This window comes from Arthrobacter sp. zg-Y1219, from assembly GCF_030125545.1.
GTDB lineage: Bacteria > Actinomycetota > Actinomycetes > Actinomycetales > Micrococcaceae > Arthrobacter_B.
Genome location: NZ_JASKLY010000002.1, coordinates 1 through 16,478, shown reverse-complemented (window position 1 = coordinate 16,478; position 16,478 = coordinate 1). Strand labels below are relative to the sequence as shown.

Here is a 16,478-nt window from a genome sequence, read left to right as displayed (position 1 = left end):
CCGGCGCCGTCCGCACCGGGCCTGCCAACGTCCCCGGGGGAATTCCTTGGAGGTTTCCACCACTGTGGAGAACCCCGGGGGCTGGCAGGATGGAATCTGTTGCTTAAAACTTTGGATACTTTCCACAATCTTCACGAAGGAGCACCCATGGGCCTGCTGGACGGCAAAGCCGCCATCGTTACCGGATCCTCACGCGGCATCGGAGCGGAGGTGGCCAAGTTCCTGGCCGCCGAGGGGGCCGGCGTGGTGGTCAACTACCGGCAGAAGGCACCGCGGGCCAACAAGGTGGTCACCGGCATCGAGAACGACGGCGGCCGTGCCGTTGCCGTCGGCGCCGACCTGACGTCGCCCGAGGGCCCGGCGGCGCTGGTTGCTGCCGCCACGGAGAATTTCGGCGGGGTGGATGTCCTGGTGCTGAACGCATCCGGCGGCATGGAGAGCGGCGTCGAAGAAGACTACGCGCTGAAGCTCAACCGCGATGCGCAGGTCAACATGCTCACCGCGGCACTGGAGGTCATGCCGGCCGGATCGCGCGTGGTCTTCGTCACCAGCCACCAGGCACATTTCATCAACACGGTGCCCACCATGCCCGAATACGAGCCGGTGGCGCGCAGCAAGCGGGCCGGCGAGGACGCCCTGCGCGACATGCTCCCGCAGCTCGAGGCCAAGGGCATCACGCTGGTGGTGGTGTCCGGGGACATGATCGAAGGAACCGTCACTGCAACGCTCCTGGACCGCGCCAACCCCGGAGCGATCGAAGCGCGCCGCGTGGAGGCCGGCCGGCTGTACTCGGTGCAGGAGTTCGGCGCCGAGGTGGCCCGCATGGCCACCGCCGACGTTTCCTCCGGCCACACCGAATACGTGGGCGGCGCCGACTACCTCGGGGTTGCCGGGTAGTTCTGAACGGCTGGTCCTGACGGCTCTGTCCGGAGCCGAACGAAGTGCTGCACCACGTCCAGGTTGGGCAGGTTCAGCACGGCATCAGCGGCGGCCTGCACTGCCGGCTTGGCGTTGAACGCCACGCCCAGCGCGGCCGCCGCCAGCATGTCCAGATCATTGGCGCCGTCGCCCACCGCAATGGTGTGCCGCTCGTTTATGCCCAGGCCCGCCGCCCACGTCCGCAGGGACCGGGCCTTCTCGGCGCGGTCCACCACCGGTCCGTCGACGGTTCCGGTCAGGACACCGTCGGAAATGCCCAGCAGGTTGGCCTTGGCGTGGGTGAGCTGCAGGCGCTCGGCCAGCGGCGCGAGCACCTGGCTGAAACCGCCCGACACCACCGCCACCGCGTGGCCGGCGGCCAGGAACTCCTTGACCAGCGCCTCCGCTCCGTCGGAGAGCTCGATCCGGGCGCCGACCTCGTTTATGACCGACGCCGGCAGTCCGGCCAGCGCGGAAACGCGCTGGTGCAGGCTCTGCGTGAAGTCCAGTTCACCGCGCATGGCGGCTTCGGTCACCGCCGCGACTTCCGCCTCACGTCCGGCGTGGGCGGCCAGCAGTTCAATGACCTCCTGCTTGATCAGGGTGGAATCCACGTCCATGATCAGCAGTTTCCGTGCCGGTTCCAGCAGTGAGGACGGCACGACGGCGCTCTGCGCGCCTGCCGCTGCAGTGCCCAGGGCGGCCGCCGCTGCGGTGACGGCCAGCCGCAGCAGCTCGATGCCGCCGTCGTATGCCACCAGCAACTTGGTGACGACGTACCCGTCGCCGGAGGCGTTCTCCAGCTCCAGGATGCGTCCGCCGACGGTGCCCACCGCCTGCTGGACGGCGGACAGGTAGGCGTCGCCCAGTTCCCGGCCGTAGCTGACGACGCTGTACTGAGCAGCGGCACCGGATACAGGAACGGCACTGGACTGCGGAGAATTCTGGGTGGGCATTGGGCATCCGTTTCTTCGGGCGGGGCTGGAACTGCGGGGCTGCCGGCATCACGTTTAGCCATCGGCCCTTTCTTTAGCCTAATGTCTAGTGCTATGAGTGATGTTCTTGAATTTGCTGCCGTAAGTGTCGTTCGCGGCGGCAAGACCCTGTTGGACGCAGTTAACTGGCAGGTCAAGGAGGGGGAGCGCTGGGTCATCATGGGGCCCAACGGCGCCGGAAAGACCACGCTGCTGCAGATCGCCGGCGGACGCATGCACCCCACCCGCGGAGTCGCCGGAATCCTTGAGGAAGTCCTCGGAACGGTCGACGTGTTTGAACTGCGCCCGCGGATCGGCCTGGCCTCAGCGGCACTGGCAAACCAGATCCCCGAGCATGAAACCGTGCTCAACGTGGTGCTGACCGCGTCCTACGGCATGACCGGACGCTGGCGCGAAAAGTACGAAAAGCTCGACGAACGCCGCGCTTTCCACCTGCTCCACGACTGGGGCATGTCCACCTTCATCAACCGCAGCTTTGCGTCCCTGAGCGAGGGTGAGCGCAAGCGCGTCCAGATTGCCCGGGCCCTGATGACCGACCCGGAGCTGCTGCTCCTGGACGAGCCGGCGGCCGGCCTGGACCTGGCGGGCCGCGAGGACCTGGTGGCACGCCTGGCGGACCTGGCCCGCGACGAGGAAGCACCCGCGATGGTCCTGGTCACCCACCATCTTGAAGAGGTGCCTCCGGGCTTCACCCACGCGCTGCTGCTGCGCGACGGCGGCGTCGTGGCCTCCGGTCCGATCGACGGCGTCTTCACCGAAGAGAACCTCAGCGCCGCCTTCGACCTGCCGCTGGACGTGCATCACGACGGCGGCCGGTGGTCCGCCACCGCCCGCCGCTGACGCTGCCCCGCAGGCGGTAGCGTCATGGACCTGTTCCATAGCGCCCTGGTCTTTTTTGCCGGACTGTGGGCGGGAACCATCAACGCCGTCGTCGGCTCCGGCACACTGGTAACCTTCCCGGTCCTGGTGGCCCTGGGCTATGCCCCGGTGGCCGCCACCATTTCCAATGCCATGGGACTGATCGCCGGAAACCTGGCCGGGTCCTGGGGCTACCGGCGGGAACTGGCCGGGCTGAAATCAACACTCCTGAAACTGCTGCCGGCCTCGATCCTGGGCGGCATCACCGGCGCGGCGCTGCTGCTGCACCTGCCGGAGAGCGTGTTCAGTGCGGTGGCGCCGTACCTGATTGTGGTGGCGCTGCTGTTCGTCATCTTCCAGCCCGCACTGCAGCGGTGGGTTCGCCGCCGTGCCGAAGCGTCAGCGCCGGAGCCGCAGTCCGGCGGATCCACCCTTTCCGCCGCGCCGAAAGCTCCCCGCCGCCAGACCGTGATCCTGATCATCCTGATCTATCTGGCCGGCGTCTACGGCGGCTACTTTGTGGCTGCGCAGGGAATCCTGCTGGTGGGAATCCTGGGCATCTTCCTGCACGGCAGCATCCAGAATGCCAACGCCATGAAGAACATCCTGGTGCTGGGCGTGAACATCGTGGCAGCAGTTTCCTACCTGCTCTTCGCCTTCGACCGGATTGTGTGGCCAGTGGTCGCCCTCATTGCCGTGAGCTCGCTGATCGGCGGTTTTGCCGGCGCTGCCCTGGGGCGCAGGCTCTCGCCGGTGGTCCTGCGCACGGTCATCGTGCTGCTGGGCCTGGTGGCACTGTGGAATATGCTGTTCTGAGTGACCCTCCAGTACCTTCGCACCGCCGCCGACCCGCGCGTCGCCGACTACACCAACCTGACCGACACCGCCCTGCGCCGCCGCCGCGAGCCCGCGGAAGGCATGTACATCGCCGAGTCCTCCAAAGTTCTGCGCCGGGCTCTGGACGCCGGGCACCGGCCCCGGTCCTTTTTCCTGGCCGAGAAGTGGATTCCCGACCTGCAGGACCTGCTGGACCGGTATCCGGAGGTTCCCGCCTATGTAGGCACGGCGGAAATCCTGGAGGAAATCACCGGATTCCATCTGCACCGCGGTGCGCTGGCCGCCATGGAGCGCCCGGCGCCCCGTGAACTGGGCCCGCTGCTGGCCTCTGCCCGGCGGGTTGCCGTGCTGGAGGACATCGTGGACCACACCAACATTGGTGCCATCTTCCGCTCCGCGGCAGCACTGCAGGTGGACGCCGTCCTCGTCAGTCCGCGCTGCGCCGACCCGCTCTACCGGAGGGCCATCCGCGTCAGCATGGGAGCGGTCTTCCAGGTGCCCTGGGTGCGGCTGGAAGACTGGCCCGGCCAGCTGGCGGCGCTGCGCGACGCCGGCTTCGTCACCGCCGCACTGGCCCTGGCCGAGGATTCGGTAAGCCTGGACGAGCTCGGGGCCCGCCGGGACGAGCGCCTGGCCCTGGTGCTGGGAACCGAGGGGGACGGCCTGGCCGCCGGCACCCTCTCCGCCGTCGACCTCACCGTCCGGATCCCCATGAGCGCGGGAGTGGACTCGCTGAATGTCGCTGCCGCCAGTGCCGTGGCGTTCTGGGAATGCCGGCCGCAGCCGAAATAGGCGCGGTTTCGCTTACCTTCATCCGGCTTTGGTGCAACACTTGCGTCGTCATTGATCACCCTCCGCATTCGTTCCTGAGGCCGCTATGCGTATTGGTTCAAGCCGGGCGTTCCAGCGCCGGCGCTCTTCCCGGGCCGGGCCTTCGGCTGCCCGTTCTCCTGACAACGCCCGTGTTTCTGCCTGGACGGCGGCGCTGGCGGCCGCGCTGCTGCTGCCGCTGGCGGCCTGCGGGCCGACCGCCGAACAGTTCAGGGACAGGCAGAGCGTGTCCGGCCCGGCATCCGTGCCCGGGGCACCGGCACCGCGTCCGGTTCTGCCCTCTCCTTCAGCGCCGCCCTCTCCTTCAGTGCCGGCCACCCCAAGCGCCGCCGTGCCGGAACCGGCCGCGGAACCGCTGAAGGTCGGCGTCAGCGGCAGCCAAGCCGGCATGCCCCAGCTGGTCCAGGACGCCTGCCAGTTCCTGCTGCGCCGCGACCCGGCGGTTATGCCGCCGAACGAGGCCGCGGCCTGCATCAGCGCCGGCATGACCGCCGGAGGCGGAGCAACGCAGACCCTGGGAACGGCGTCGAGCTGGCTCCCGCAGGGACAACACACCGTGCAGTTCACCACCGCGCCGGAGTTCTCCCTCACCCTGGAAAACCAGGGACTGGACCTGCGGATCACGGCGGGCGCCGGCGGCAGCAGCGTCGACACCGGCGGGGGCAGGATCAAGGCCGATGCCTCCGGCACCCCCGAGGAGGCCTACGCGGCAGTGCTGGCCTCCGCCGCCGAGCTCACCGTGAACCCGGACCGGGTGGGAGCAATGTTCGGCGGCGCCGCAGCCCTGGAGGTGGATTACGGCGCCATCCTCAACGGGGCCGCCAGGACCAAGATCAGCGGGGTCCGCGCCGGGGATGCCGCCGCCGATGACATGATGCCAACGGAGCTGACGGTGTGGCTCGACGATTACTATCGACCGGTCCGTTTTGAACTCACCGGACAGGCCAGGGGAATCAGCTCCAGCATCACGGCCGTCAACAGCGCATGGGACCTCCGGCAGTAACGGGACCTCCGGCAGTAACCGGATCCGGCTTTAACCAGCGGCCCGGGATGCGGTATGCTGAATTGCTGATCCCCGTGTGCGCATTGAACTGCACCGCATGGGGGCATTCCAAGCTTTCAACCACCAGTGCCTGGCAAAATCCAGGCACCAAAAGAAGGTAATACATTGAAGTCTGATATCCACCCCAAGTATGGCCCGGTTGTTTTCCGCGATCTCGCGTCCGACACCGCGTTCCTGACGAACTCCACGGCTACTTCCGCCAAGACGATCGAGTGGGAAGACGGCAACACCTACCCCCTCATCGAGGTGGAAATCTCCTCCGCATCGCACCCGTTCTACACGGGCAAGCAGCGCATCATGGACTCCGCCGGCCGTGTCGAGCGCTTCAACGCCCGCTTCAAGGGCTTCGGCGGCAAGAAGTAACCCGTTCGTAAAGAACAGCACAGGTTCTAGACTAGGAAGGCCCGCCCGGACATCCGGGCGGGCCTTTTTACTTGCGGAAAAGGAAACTCAATGAGCAGCTCAGAACGGCACAACAACCGCCTGCACGGTGAGTTCAAGGTGGCCGGCGGCAAACTTGTGGTGGTGGACCTGGAAGTCAGGGACGGCAAGCTGGCGGACGTGTCGCTCAGCGGTGACTTCTTCCTGGAGCCCGACGACGCCCTGGCGGACATCAACAAAGCGCTGGAGGGACTTCCGGAAGACACGGCCGGCATTGACATTGCTGCCGCTGTCCGACGGAACCTGCCCGCTGACGCCGTCCTGTTCGGATTCTCGCCGGAAGCCATTGCCACCACTGTGCGCCGCGCGCTGGCCAAGGCCACAGGCTGGAACGACCACCAGTGGGAGATCATCGGCCCCACACCCCTCTCCACACCGATGCACGTTGCCATGGACGAGGTCCTGGCCGAGGAGGTCGGAGCGGGCAGGCGCAACCCCACCCTCCGGTTCTGGGAATGGGAAGCACCATCGGTGGTCATCGGCAGTTTCCAGTCGCTGCGCAACGAGGTTGACCCGCAGGGCGCCGAAAAGCACGGGGTGACGGTGGTGCGCCGCATCAGCGGCGGCGGGGCCATGTTCATGGAACACGGCAACGCCATCACCTACTCGATTTACGTACCGCAGTCCCTGGTGGACGGACTCAGTTTCGCCGAGTCCTATCCGTTCCTTGACGCCTGGGTGATGGAGTCGCTGGAGAAGCTGGGCATCAAGGCCTGGTACCAGCCGCTCAACGACATCGCCACTGACCAGGGGAAGATTGGCGGTGCCGCCCAGAAGCGTTTCAGCAACGGCGGAATGCTGCACCACGTCACCATGTCCTACGACATTGACGCCGACAAAATGCTCGAAGTCCTGCGGATCGGCAAGGAAAAGCTCTCCGACAAGGGCACCACCAGCGCCAAGAAGCGGGTCGATCCGCTGCGCCGCCAGACCGGGCTGACCCGGGAAGAAATCATCTCCACCATGATGGAAACCTTCACCGCGCGCTACGGCGCGGTTCCCGCCGGCATCACCGGCGAGGAGCTGGCGCGGGCCGAAGCCAAGGTGGCCGAGAAGTTCGGCACCGCGGAATGGCTCAACCGGGTTCCGTAACGCTCCTGCCGCGGCAGGGCAGGAGCACGACGGCGAAGTTGGCGCCGCGGTGCTCCTGCCCTAGTAGACTGCCGAGCATGGAAAAAAAGTCCCTGACCGCCTTGGTGCGGACCCAGCTGCAGCTCGCCGGCGGAGCGTCGAGCGGACGCAGTGCCCAGACGGTTTACGGGGGCCACGAACACGTGCTCCGGCAAACACTTATCGCCCTGAACGCCGGATTCCTCCTGGACGAACATGAAAACCCCGGCGAAGCGACGATCCACGTGCTGAAGGGCCGTGTCCGGCTGCATTCGGAAGGGGATTCCTGGGAAGGCTCGGCAGGGGACCTGCTGATCGTGCCGCAGGCCCGGCATTCCCTCGAGGCGGTGGAGGACTCCGCGGTGCTGCTGACTGTCGCCAAGCGGGACCGCTGACCGTCCTGCCCCGTTGCCCCGAGCAGCGGGCTGCGCTTTAGTCGGTCCGGGAGGCTGCTGCGAGGACCCCGGCAAGGTCGGCGGGACGGCTCCACATGGGCCAGTGGCCCGTCGGCAAGTCGATAAGGTCCAGATTCTCGAGCCTGGCCACTTCGGCGAACACGGGATGGCCGGAACGGGCCAGCTCCATCATCTGCGTGCTCGGGATCGAGCAGCAGACAAGGGTTGCCGGGACCTTGAACCGTTCCTCGTTGCCGAGCTCCACAGGCTGGCGCAACACGGGCCCGGGTTCGGGAACCGCCCGCGTCCGGAAACGCTCAAGAACGTCGGCGTTCAGGCCGTCAAGACTGGCCTGCTGTCCGAGCGCTTCAAAGGACGGCAGCGGAAGCTCTTCCATTTCCGCGGGGACACCGGGGTCGAAGACGGTACCGGACGCGACCGGACCACTGTCGACCCAGATCACCCGGCGGATCAGGTGGGGGTGCCGATCGAGCACGAGGCTCACCGGAGTGCTGGCTCCGCTGTGGGCGACGATGACCACCGGGCCGGTTTCCCCGGCCATGGCCTGCTCGACTGCCGCTGTCTGATCGTGGAGAGTCCTGGACGCCCTGTCCGGGTCTGTCCCGTCGAGGCCGGGCAAGGTGAGGGGAACAGCTCGCCGGCCCATGGCAGTCAGGTGTTCCAGGACTTCGTCCCACGCCCAGGCTCCCAGCCAGTGTCCCGGGATCAGAAGGATGGTCGGGCTGTTCGTGTGAGTCGTCATGCCACAATGCTCGCAGGCGGCGCAGCGGTGCGCACGGGGTCCGTGCACACCGCCGGCGCCTACCTGCCGGCAGCCTGTGCCCGCAGCGCCCGCAGCAGCTGGTCCTGCTGCTCCACGATGATCCTGCGCAGGGCCGCCGGGGCCTGCGGGTTCGCCTCGAGCCAGTCCATGCTGGCCACCAGGACCGGGTGATCGGCGGGAACCATGTGCTCGGGCAGGTCTTGTGCGCCCGGGAACAGCCCGGTGACAATGCGGCTGGCCAGCTCAATGCTGCGGGAGCTCCACACCAGGGCCAGCGACGCGAAGTAGTCGGCGGCGAAGACCCCCAACAGCTCGGTGCTGCCAATGGTGAAGCCTTCGATGGTGGCCGACAGCAACTGGTTGGACAGCTCGTCCGAATGAACGGCATCCTGCCACGCGGCGGCCTTGGCGGCGGGTTCGGGGAACGCCGCCGTCGCGGTCGTGAAGCCCACCCGTCCGGAAGCGGTGGAATCGCGCGCCAGTTCGGCGTCCAGCTCCGCCCGGCGGGCATTGCCGGTCGCGGCCAGCGCCACCCACAACAGCCAGCGCAGGTCCGAGTCCACGGCCAGCCCCGGCACCTTCACCGTTCCGTCCAGCAGGCCCCGCAGCAGCTCTGCGTGCGCGGCGCTGCGCCGCCCCAGGGCCGCCGCGCTGCGGGCCCACACCAGCTGCCGGTCGCTGCCGGGATCCGCGGCGTGGAGCTGCTCGACCACCAGCGAGTACAGGTTCTCGCGCAGGGTGCTGCGGTGTTCCGCCGGAGCATAGCGGTCCACGGCAAAACGGGCGTTGTCGAGGATCACCTGCAGGACGCCGGCCCCGGTTTCCGCCGGCGCGGCCTGCACGATCAGCCGGACATAGTCCCGGGCGCTGAGCGCCCCGTCCCGAACGCTGTTCCACAGGGCCGAGAAGCACACGGCCCGGGTCAGCGGATCGGGAATCAGGCCCAGGAAATGCAGCAGGGTCTGCAGGGAGTCGTTGTCGAACCGGATCTTGGCGTAGGTCAGGTCCTCGTCGTTCAGCAGCAGCAGCGCCGGACGCTGCGTTCCCACCAGCTCGGGCACATCGGTGCGCGGCCCGACGACGTCGATCTCCAGGCTGCCGGTGCGCACCAGGGTGCTTCCCGCGGCGAGGTCGCCGGTGTTGTCCGGGTTGTACAGTCCGATGCGCAGGCGGTGCGGCCGCGGCACCTGCTCGCCGCTGACCGGATCCGGAGCGTCCTGGACAATCGTCACGGAGGTGTAGGCGCCGTCGTCGTCCGTTTCGACGCGGGGAGTCAGGGTCGGCACGCCGGCTGTCTGCAGCCACAGCCGGGACCAGGCGGCCATGTCCCGGCCCGAGGCCGTGCTCAGGGCGTCGAGCAGGTCAGCGAGGGTGGTGTTGCCGTAGGCATGGTCGCGGAAATAATTGCGGGCCGCCGCGATGAACGCGTCGAAGCCCACGTAGGCGACCAGCTGCTTGAGCACTGACGCGCCCTTGGCGTAGGTGATGCCGTCAAAATTCTGCTTGGCCGCTTCGAGGTCGGTGATGTCCGCGACGATCGGATGGGTGGTGGGCAGCTGGTCCTGGACATACGCCCAGGCCTTGCGGCGGTTGGCAAAGGAGACCCAGGAATTGGTGAAGTCGGTGGCCTGGTCAACGGCGAGGGCACCCATGTAGTCGGCGAAGGATTCCTTCAGCCAGAGGTCGTCCCACCACGCCATGGTCACGAGGTCGCCGAACCACATGTGAGCCATTTCGTGCAGGATGGTGTTGGCGCGTGCCTCGTACTGGGCCTCGGTGGCCTTGGATCGGAACACGTAGGCGTCGGTAAAGGTCACCAGGCCCGGGTTTTCCATGGCCCCCAGGTTGTACTCGGGAACGAAGGCTGAATCGTACTTGCCGAACGGATACGGGTAGGCGAACAGCCCGTGGAAGTAGTCCAGGCCGCGCTTGGTGATGTCGAAGATGTTCTGCGGATCAAAGGACCCGGCCATGGAGGCCCGGCAGTAGGCACCCAGCGGAACATCCAGGACCGACCCGTCCTCCAGTGTTCCGGACCAGGAATCCTCAGCCTTGAAATACGGTCCGGCCAGCACCGACGTGATGTAGGTGGAGATGCGCCGGGTGGGCGCGAATTCCCGGCGGCTGTACTGCCCCTCAGCAAGCGGCGTGCACGAGACCTCTGCCCCGTTGGAGGCCACGGCCCAGTCCGAGGGCGCCGTTACCGCGAACGTGAAGGCGGCCTTCAGGTCCGGCTGTTCGAAGTTCGCAAACACGCGCCGGGCGTCGGCGGGCTCGTACTGGGTATAGAGGTAGGTGCGGGAATCCGCCGGATCGGTGAACCGGTGCATTCCCTCGCCGCTGCGGCTGTACAGGGCCGTCCCGTCCACCGTGACGGTGTTCTCGGGAGCCAAATCCGCCAAGTGGATCCGCGAACCGTCCACTGTGCCCTCCAGCGGCAGCTCCCGGCCGTTCAGGACCACGGAGGACACGCCGCCGTGGATAAAGTCCAGGAACGTGGCCGCGCCGGGCTCAGCACAGCGGAACGTGATGGTGCTCCGGGACCGGAACCCGGGAGCATCAGGGTCCTCGGCGGTGCTCAGATCAAGATCGACGTCGTAGGTTGCAACGGATATAAGGGCTGAGCGGGCGGCGGCTTCTTCACGGCGCAGATTCTGGTTCGACACCCCATCATTCAACCACTTTCCTTCTTCAACGGGCCGTGGCGTACCGGGCGGTCGATTACCTGGACAGGGTCAGCGCCAGAGCCAGCCCCAGGCCGCCAATGAGGAACCAGGAAACCAGTGCGGCGGCCAGGGCCCGGAATCCGGACACGAACAGAGCCCGGAACCGCACTCCGGCGCCCAGGGCGAAGAGGGCGGCGGCGAAAAATACTTCCTGCACCACGGCGGCGGCCGACAGCACGCTTTCCGGCAGCACCCCGGTGGTGCGGACAACAATGAGGGCGAGGAACCCGGCCACAAACAGCGGCACCAGCGGCGGCAGTTTGCCCGGGGTCTGTTCTCCCCGGGCCGACCGGCGCCCGAGCAGTCCGGCGGCGGCGGCCAGCGGAGCCAGCAGGACCACCCGCGCCAGCTTGACGACGACGGCGGCGGCGAGCGCCGCCGTGCCTGCCGTCTGCGCGGTGGCGACCACCTGGCCGACGTCGTGGACGGAGGCGCCGGCCCAGATGCCCAGCGTTTCGGCCGGCAAATCCAGGAGCGACCCCAGCAGCGGCAGCACGCCGATGGCGAGCGTTCCGCAAAGGGTAACCAGCGCTATCGGCACCACCGTGTCTTCGTGCCGCACCCTGCGGGCCGCGGCCATCGCACCGATGGCGGAGACTCCGCAGATCGAGAAGCCCGAAGCGATCAGCAGGGGCTCCTGCCCCGGCAGGCGAAACGCCCGGCACACCAGGTAGGTTCCGGCGAAGGCCGCCCCCACCAGCGCTGCGATCAGGAGCAGGGCGGTCCAGCCCAGGCCGGCAATATCGACCAGCGAGACCTTCAACCCCAGCAGCACGATGCCGGCCCGCATCAGTCTCCGGGCCGCCAGCGACAGCCCCGGCTTCAGCGGGCCGGCCACGGCCGGGGAAATCCCCGGCAGGTTCGCGGCGAGCAGCCCAAGGACCACCGCCGTGGTCAGGACCGGCAGCCAGGGAAACAGCCAGTGCAGCAGGTACGCAGGAAGCACTGCCGCGGCAGCGGTGACCAGGCCGGGCAGCACTGCGGTGGCGGTTCTTTGCAGGGGAGTGCGGTTCACGGTTCCACCCTGCCGCAGAATCCTTTCCCCGCCAAACATGACCGCTCAGCTCCCGGTTCCCGTTCCAACGGGAGTTTGCCGGCGGCTGCTTTGTTAGAGTGAACAGCACCCCCTACCGCCAGAGGCAAACCCATGCACGTGGACGATCAGATGCCCGAACAGCCCTGGACATTATCTGCTTCGCAGGTTGCGGCGCAGTTGGAGGTTACCCCGGACACCGGGCTCTCCGCCGACCAGGCACAGCAGCGCACCACCCGGTACGGCCGCAACGAACTGGCTGCGGGCCGGAAGGTTCCGGCCTGGCGCAAGATCCTGGGCCTGCTGACGGACCGCCTCATCCTGGTGCTGATCGCTGCTGCCGTCATCAGCGCCGCCGTCTCCCGGGAATGGGAAACGCCGGTGGTCATCCTCGCGGTGATCACGCTGAACACGGTGCTGAACTATGTGCAGGAGCAACGGGCGGAAAACAGCCTGGAAGCCCTGCGGAGCACATCGATCTCAGTGGCCACGGTCCGCCGCGGCGGACGGACACTGGACATCCCGCGCACCGACCTGGTGCCCGGCGACGTGGTCCTCCTGGAGGCCGGGGACACCATTCCCGCTGACGGCCGGCTGCTGGAAGCCGTCCGGCTGCAGGTGGCCGAGGCAGCGCTGACGGGGGAGTCGCAGCCCGTCAACAAGACCACGGCTGCCCTGGCCGACCCCGAACTGCCGGTGGGCGACCGCACCAACATGCTCTACATGGACACCGATGTGAGCCGCGGCCGTGCGGTGCTGCTGGTCACCGGCACCGGCATGGAGACCCAGATCGGCCGGATCGCCCACCTCCTGGGCACCACGGCGGACGAAAAAACGATCCTGCAGCGCAGCATCGACCAGCTGGCCAGGCTGCTGACCTACGTGGCGCTGATCGTCGTCGCCGTCGTGTTCGTGCTCGGCCTGCTGCGCGGGGACAGCTGGGAAGATCTGTTCCTGACCGCCGTCTCCCTGGCAGTGGCCACCATCCCCGAAGGACTGACCGCCGTCGTCGCCTTCACGCTGGCCATGGGAGCGTCCCGGCTGGCGGCCCGCGGCGCCATCATCAAGCAGCTGGCGGCCGTGGAGACCCTGGGCAGCACCTCCCAGATCTGCACCGACAAGACCGGCACCCTGACCCTGAACGAGATGACCGTGCGGCGCGTCTACGCGGCCTCCGGCCGGGTCTTCCGGGTGTCAGGGTCCGGGTACTCCACCGAAGGGGCCCTGCTCAGCGCCGACGGACACCCGGTCTCCGCCCTTACCCCGGCGTTCCTCGGCTTCGCCCTGTGCAACGACGCATCGGTGCGCGACGGCGTCCTCACCGGTGATCCCACCGAGGGCGCCCTGGTGGTGCTGGCGGAAAAGGGCGGCATCGACGCCGACGGCGCACGCGCTTCCCATCCGCGGATGGCCGAAGTTCCCTTCGACTCCGACTACAAATTCATGGCCACGTTCAACCGTTCTCCCGGCGGCGGGGACGCGGCCGACGACGCATCCGGAGAGAGAGCGCCCGGGGAGGCGGCGGGCGGGGAACTGTTCTGCTACGCCAAGGGAGCCCCCGGAGTCCTGCTGGAGCGCTCGGAGTTCCTGTCCACCGCGGACGGAGACCGGCCGCTGCGCCCCGAGGACCGGAAACGGATCTCGGAGGAAGTGGCGGCCCTGGCCCGGCAGGGGCTGCGCACCATGGCAGCAGCGGGCCGGCCGGTGGACGGCGGGCTGCCCGCCGATTCCGATGCCCTCCGGGACAGCGTCACCGGGCTGACCCTGTACGCCGTCGTCGGCATCATGGATCCGCCCCGCCCCGAAGCCGCCGAAGCGATAGCGCGGGCCCACCGGGCCGGAATCAGCGTGCACATGATTACCGGCGACCACCTGATCACTGCCTCCGCCATCGCCAAGGACCTTGGAATCGGCGGCGAAGCGGTCTCCGGTTCCGCCCTTGACGGCCTCGACGACCAGGCGCTGCGCGAACGGGCTCCCGGCTACGGGGTGCTGGCGCGGGTTTCGCCCGAGCACAAGATCCGGATGGTGGAGGCGCTGCAGGCGGACGGCGCCGTGGTTGCCATGACCGGCGACGGCGTCAACGACGCCCCGGCGCTCAAGCGCGCCGACATCGGCATCGCGATGGGCATCACCGGCACCGACGTGTCCAAGGGCGCGGCGCGGATGATCCTCACGGATGACAATTTCGCCACCATCGTCACCGCTGTGCAGGAAGGCCGGGGCATCTACGCGAACATCCTCAAGTTCGTCAGCTTCCAGCTCACCACGGCGTGGGGGTTCGTGCTGATTTTCCTGGCGGCTGCGGCGTTCTCGCTGGCCGGCGGAGCGCCCTTCACCGCCCTGCAGATCCTCTGGGTCAACATCATCATGGACGGCCCGCCGGCGCTGGCGCTGGGCGTGGATCCAGCCGATCCTGACCTGATGAAGCAGCCGCCGCGGCCGGCCCGGGAACCGCTGCTGACTCGCCGGCGGATCCTGCGGATCCTGACGATGGGCATTGTCATGGCGGTGGGGACCTGCAGCGTCCTCTACCTGGCGCCGCAGATGTATCCCGAAAGCGCCGGCGACCCGCTGTTCGCCACCACCCTGGCGTTCACGACCTTCGTGTTCTACCAGGCCTTCAACCTGCTGAACGTCCGCTCGGCCACGGGCAGCGTCTTCTCGCTGCACACCTTCACCAACCGGGCGATCTGGGTGTCGCTGGCCGCCGTCGTCGTCCTGCAGGTCCTGGTGGTGCAGCTGGGCGTGCTGCAGGGGCTCTTCGACACCACCGACCTGACCTCCGGCCAGTGGTTCCTGGCTCTCGGCGTCGGGTCGACGGCGCTGTGGATCTCCGAGATCCGGAAGGCGGTCTCCCGCTTCCGGCTGCGGACCTCAGCGCCGGCTTACCAGGGTGAGGGCTTGTAGTCCTTCAGGAAGACGCCGAACTGGTCAACGCCTTCCTCACCCATGACGATCGGGTCGTAGACCCGGGCAGCGCCGTCGACCAGGTCCAGGGGGGCGTGGAAGCCCTCCTCGGCCAGGCGCACCTTCGTGGGGTGCGGCCGCTCATCGGTGATCCAGCCGGTGTCCACGGCCGTCATCAGGATGCCGTCGCTTTCCAGCATTTCTTCGGCGCTGGTGCGGGTAAGCATGTTCAGCGAGGCCTTGGCCATGTTGGTGTGCGGATGCCCGGGGCCCTTGTACCGGCGGGAGAACTGGCCCTCCATCGCCGAGACGTTCACGATGTACTTCCGGCGGGCGCCCGAGGCGGCCATGGCCGGCCGCAACCGGTTGACCAGCAGGAACGGTGCGGTCACGTTGCAGAGCTGGACCTCGAGCATCTCCAGCGGTTCCACCTGGTCCACCACCTGGGTCCAGCTGTTGATCGGTGCGGTGTCCGGCACCAGTCCGCCGGCATCAATGGCCGTTCCGGCGCCCAGCTTCTCCAGCGAGGAGGAACCGGCCGTCAGCGCCAGCGAGGTGACGGCGTCGCCGGCGAGCACGGGATGTTCCGCGATCGACCCCGCCAGTGCTGTGGGATGGGCGTTGTGGGTGTGGCCGAAGGTCACCAGCTCCGGCATGTTGCCGGCCGGCAGTTCCTCCAGTTCGGCGTCGACCAGCGGCTGGTACGCGTTGGACGTGCGGCGCACCGTCTGGGCGGCGTTGTTGATCAGGATGTCCAGGGGTCCGGCGTCGGCCACTGACTCGGCCAGCGAGATGACCTGGGCCGGGTCGCGCAGGTCAATGCCGACGATCCGCAGCCGGTGCAGCCAGTCCGCGGAGTCCTCCATGGCGGCGAAGCGCCGGGCGGCGTCTTTGGGGAAGCGGGTGGTGATGGTGGTGTGCGCGCCGTCGCGCAGCAGCCGCAGGGCGATGTACATGCCGATCTTGGCGCGGCCGCCGGTCAGCAGGGCACGTTTTCCGGTGAGGTCGGTGCGGGCGTCGCGCTTGGCATGGCTGAAGGCAGCACATTCCGGGCAGAGCTGATGGTAGAACGCGTCAACCACGGTGTAGGGCTGCTTGCAGATGTAGCAGTTGCGCGGCTTCAGCAGCGTTCCGGCCGACGGTCCGTGCGCCGAGGTCCGCAGCTGGGCGCCGCGGGTTTCGTCGTCGATGCGGTCGGCGGCTCCGGTGGCGGTGCGGGCGACGACGGCGCGGTCGGCGTCCGCAGCGGCGTCGCGCTTTTCATTCTTCCGGTGCTTCTTCACGGATTTGAACATTTTGGCGGTCGCCCGGCGGACGGCAACGTAATCCGGGTGCTCCTCGTCCAGGACGTGGATGGAGGACAGGACCCGCAGGCAGGCCTGCAGATCTTCGGGAGTCAGGTCGGGGGTGCTCATGAAAAGTCGTTTCTGCTGTGTTTCCCGCCGGCGAACAACACGGCGAAGGCAAATTTTTGTGCCTTCCGACCTTACAACGAAACGCCGCGGGGGGGGCGGGGGGGGGGGGGGCGGGGGGGGGACAAGGCACCCCCGCGCGTGCGAGAACGGGGCCCCAGAGCG

General features: G+C 67.8%; 14 protein-coding genes. 9 read left to right on the top strand and 5 right to left on the bottom strand.

Features of this window, described 5'->3' with window-relative positions; translation table 11 throughout:
• Positions 1-147 precede the first annotated feature (147 nt).
• On the top strand, positions 148-897 hold the full coding sequence (locus tag QNO00_RS01160; RefSeq protein ID WP_229965750.1) for an SDR family oxidoreductase: 750 nt from the start codon (positions 148-150) through the stop codon (positions 895-897).
• Here QNO00_RS01160 and serB read toward each other — a convergent pair.
• Entirely contained in the window at positions 876-1,874 is a 999-nt protein-coding gene (gene serB, locus QNO00_RS01155) for a phosphoserine phosphatase SerB (protein ID WP_229965751.1), read from the bottom strand. The two genes, QNO00_RS01160 and serB, sit on opposite strands and share 22 nt — an antisense overlap.
• A 93-nt stretch (positions 1,875-1,967) precedes the next feature.
• On the opposite strand from serB, the gene QNO00_RS01150 reads away from it, so the two are divergent.
• The 7 genes from QNO00_RS01150 (at position 1,968) to QNO00_RS01120 (ending at position 7,448) form a co-directional block, all read left to right on the top strand.
• Entirely contained in the window at positions 1,968-2,753 is a 786-nt protein-coding gene (locus QNO00_RS01150) for an ABC transporter ATP-binding protein (RefSeq protein WP_229965752.1), read from the top strand.
• A gap of 24 nt (positions 2,754-2,777) precedes the next feature.
• Positions 2,778-3,587, top strand: coding sequence for a sulfite exporter TauE/SafE family protein (locus tag QNO00_RS01145; RefSeq protein WP_229965753.1), 810 nt, complete (start codon positions 2,778-2,780; stop codon positions 3,585-3,587).
• On the top strand, positions 3,588-4,400 hold the full coding sequence (locus QNO00_RS01140; RefSeq protein ID WP_284023348.1) for a TrmH family RNA methyltransferase: 813 nt from the start codon (positions 3,588-3,590) through the stop codon (positions 4,398-4,400).
• An 85-nt stretch (positions 4,401-4,485) separates the two neighbouring features.
• Positions 4,486-5,442, top strand: coding sequence for a hypothetical protein (locus QNO00_RS01135; protein WP_284023346.1), 957 nt, complete (start codon positions 4,486-4,488; stop codon positions 5,440-5,442).
• Positions 5,443-5,607: 165 nt separating this feature from the next.
• A complete protein-coding gene (locus tag QNO00_RS01130) occupies positions 5,608-5,865 on the top strand; it encodes a type B 50S ribosomal protein L31 (protein WP_227889826.1) in 258 nt (85 codons plus the stop codon).
• A gap of 90 nt (positions 5,866-5,955) precedes the next feature.
• Entirely contained in the window at positions 5,956-7,035 is a 1,080-nt protein-coding gene (gene lplAB / locus QNO00_RS01125; RefSeq protein ID WP_229965756.1) for a lipoate-protein ligase LplAB, read from the top strand.
• A gap of 77 nt (positions 7,036-7,112) precedes the next feature.
• The gene (locus QNO00_RS01120) at positions 7,113-7,448 is read left to right on the top strand and encodes a cupin domain-containing protein (protein WP_229965757.1); all 336 of its coding nucleotides are present in this window, start codon (positions 7,113-7,115) and stop codon (positions 7,446-7,448) included.
• Positions 7,449-7,485: 37 nt separating this feature from the next.
• Here QNO00_RS01120 and QNO00_RS01115 read toward each other — a convergent pair whose 3' ends face one another.
• From QNO00_RS01115 to QNO00_RS01105, 3 genes are read right to left on the bottom strand one after another with little or no spacing between them, the layout of a single operon-like run.
• A complete protein-coding gene (locus tag QNO00_RS01115; RefSeq protein ID WP_284023344.1) occupies positions 7,486-8,211 on the bottom strand; it encodes an alpha/beta fold hydrolase in 726 nt (241 codons plus the stop codon).
• Positions 8,212-8,270: 59 nt separating this feature from the next.
• Positions 8,271-10,898: an aminopeptidase N gene (gene pepN, locus QNO00_RS01110; protein ID WP_229965759.1), complete on the bottom strand. Its 2,628-nt coding sequence runs from the start codon at positions 10,896-10,898 to the stop codon at positions 8,271-8,273.
• A gap of 55 nt (positions 10,899-10,953) precedes the next feature.
• A complete protein-coding gene (locus tag QNO00_RS01105; protein WP_284023343.1) occupies positions 10,954-11,973 on the bottom strand; it encodes a YeiH family protein in 1,020 nt (339 codons plus the stop codon).
• A gap of 132 nt (positions 11,974-12,105) precedes the next feature.
• Here QNO00_RS01105 and QNO00_RS01100 point away from each other — a divergent pair, with 132 nt between their 5' ends.
• Positions 12,106-14,901 carry a cation-translocating P-type ATPase gene (locus QNO00_RS01100; protein WP_284023342.1) on the top strand — a complete coding sequence of 932 codons (2,796 nt, stop codon included), beginning with the start codon at positions 12,106-12,108 and terminating at the stop codon, positions 14,899-14,901.
• Here the strand turns inward: QNO00_RS01100 and QNO00_RS01095 are convergent.
• Entirely contained in the window at positions 14,880-16,316 is a 1,437-nt protein-coding gene (locus tag QNO00_RS01095) for an SDR family NAD(P)-dependent oxidoreductase (RefSeq protein ID WP_229965763.1), read from the bottom strand. The two genes, QNO00_RS01100 and QNO00_RS01095, sit on opposite strands and share 22 nt — an antisense overlap.
• Between the last annotated feature and the right edge of the window lie 162 nt (positions 16,317-16,478).

Excerpts from the sequence above, each read along its gene's own strand:
- QNO00_RS01135 (WP_284023346.1), top strand. The coding sequence starts at position 4,486 with ATGCGTATTGGTTCAAGCCGGGCGTTCCAGCGCCGGCGCTCTTCCCGG.
- QNO00_RS01115 (WP_284023344.1), bottom strand. The coding sequence starts at position 8,211 with ATGACGACTCACACGAACAGCCCGACCATCCTTCTGATCCCGGGACAC.
- QNO00_RS01120 (WP_229965757.1), top strand. The coding sequence starts at position 7,113 with ATGGAAAAAAAGTCCCTGACCGCCTTGGTGCGGACCCAGCTGCAGCTC.
- QNO00_RS01095 (WP_229965763.1), bottom strand. The coding sequence starts at position 16,316 with ATGAGCACCCCCGACCTGACTCCCGAAGATCTGCAGGCCTGCCTGCGG.
- lplAB (WP_229965756.1), top strand. The coding sequence starts at position 5,956 with ATGAGCAGCTCAGAACGGCACAACAACCGCCTGCACGGTGAGTTCAAG.
- QNO00_RS01145 (WP_229965753.1), top strand. The coding sequence starts at position 2,778 with ATGGACCTGTTCCATAGCGCCCTGGTCTTTTTTGCCGGACTGTGGGCG.
- QNO00_RS01160 (WP_229965750.1), top strand. The coding sequence starts at position 148 with ATGGGCCTGCTGGACGGCAAAGCCGCCATCGTTACCGGATCCTCACGC.
- serB (WP_229965751.1), bottom strand. The coding sequence starts at position 1,874 with ATGCCCACCCAGAATTCTCCGCAGTCCAGTGCCGTTCCTGTATCCGGT.
- QNO00_RS01150 (WP_229965752.1), top strand. The coding sequence starts at position 1,968 with ATGAGTGATGTTCTTGAATTTGCTGCCGTAAGTGTCGTTCGCGGCGGC.
- QNO00_RS01100 (WP_284023342.1), top strand. The coding sequence starts at position 12,106 with ATGCACGTGGACGATCAGATGCCCGAACAGCCCTGGACATTATCTGCT.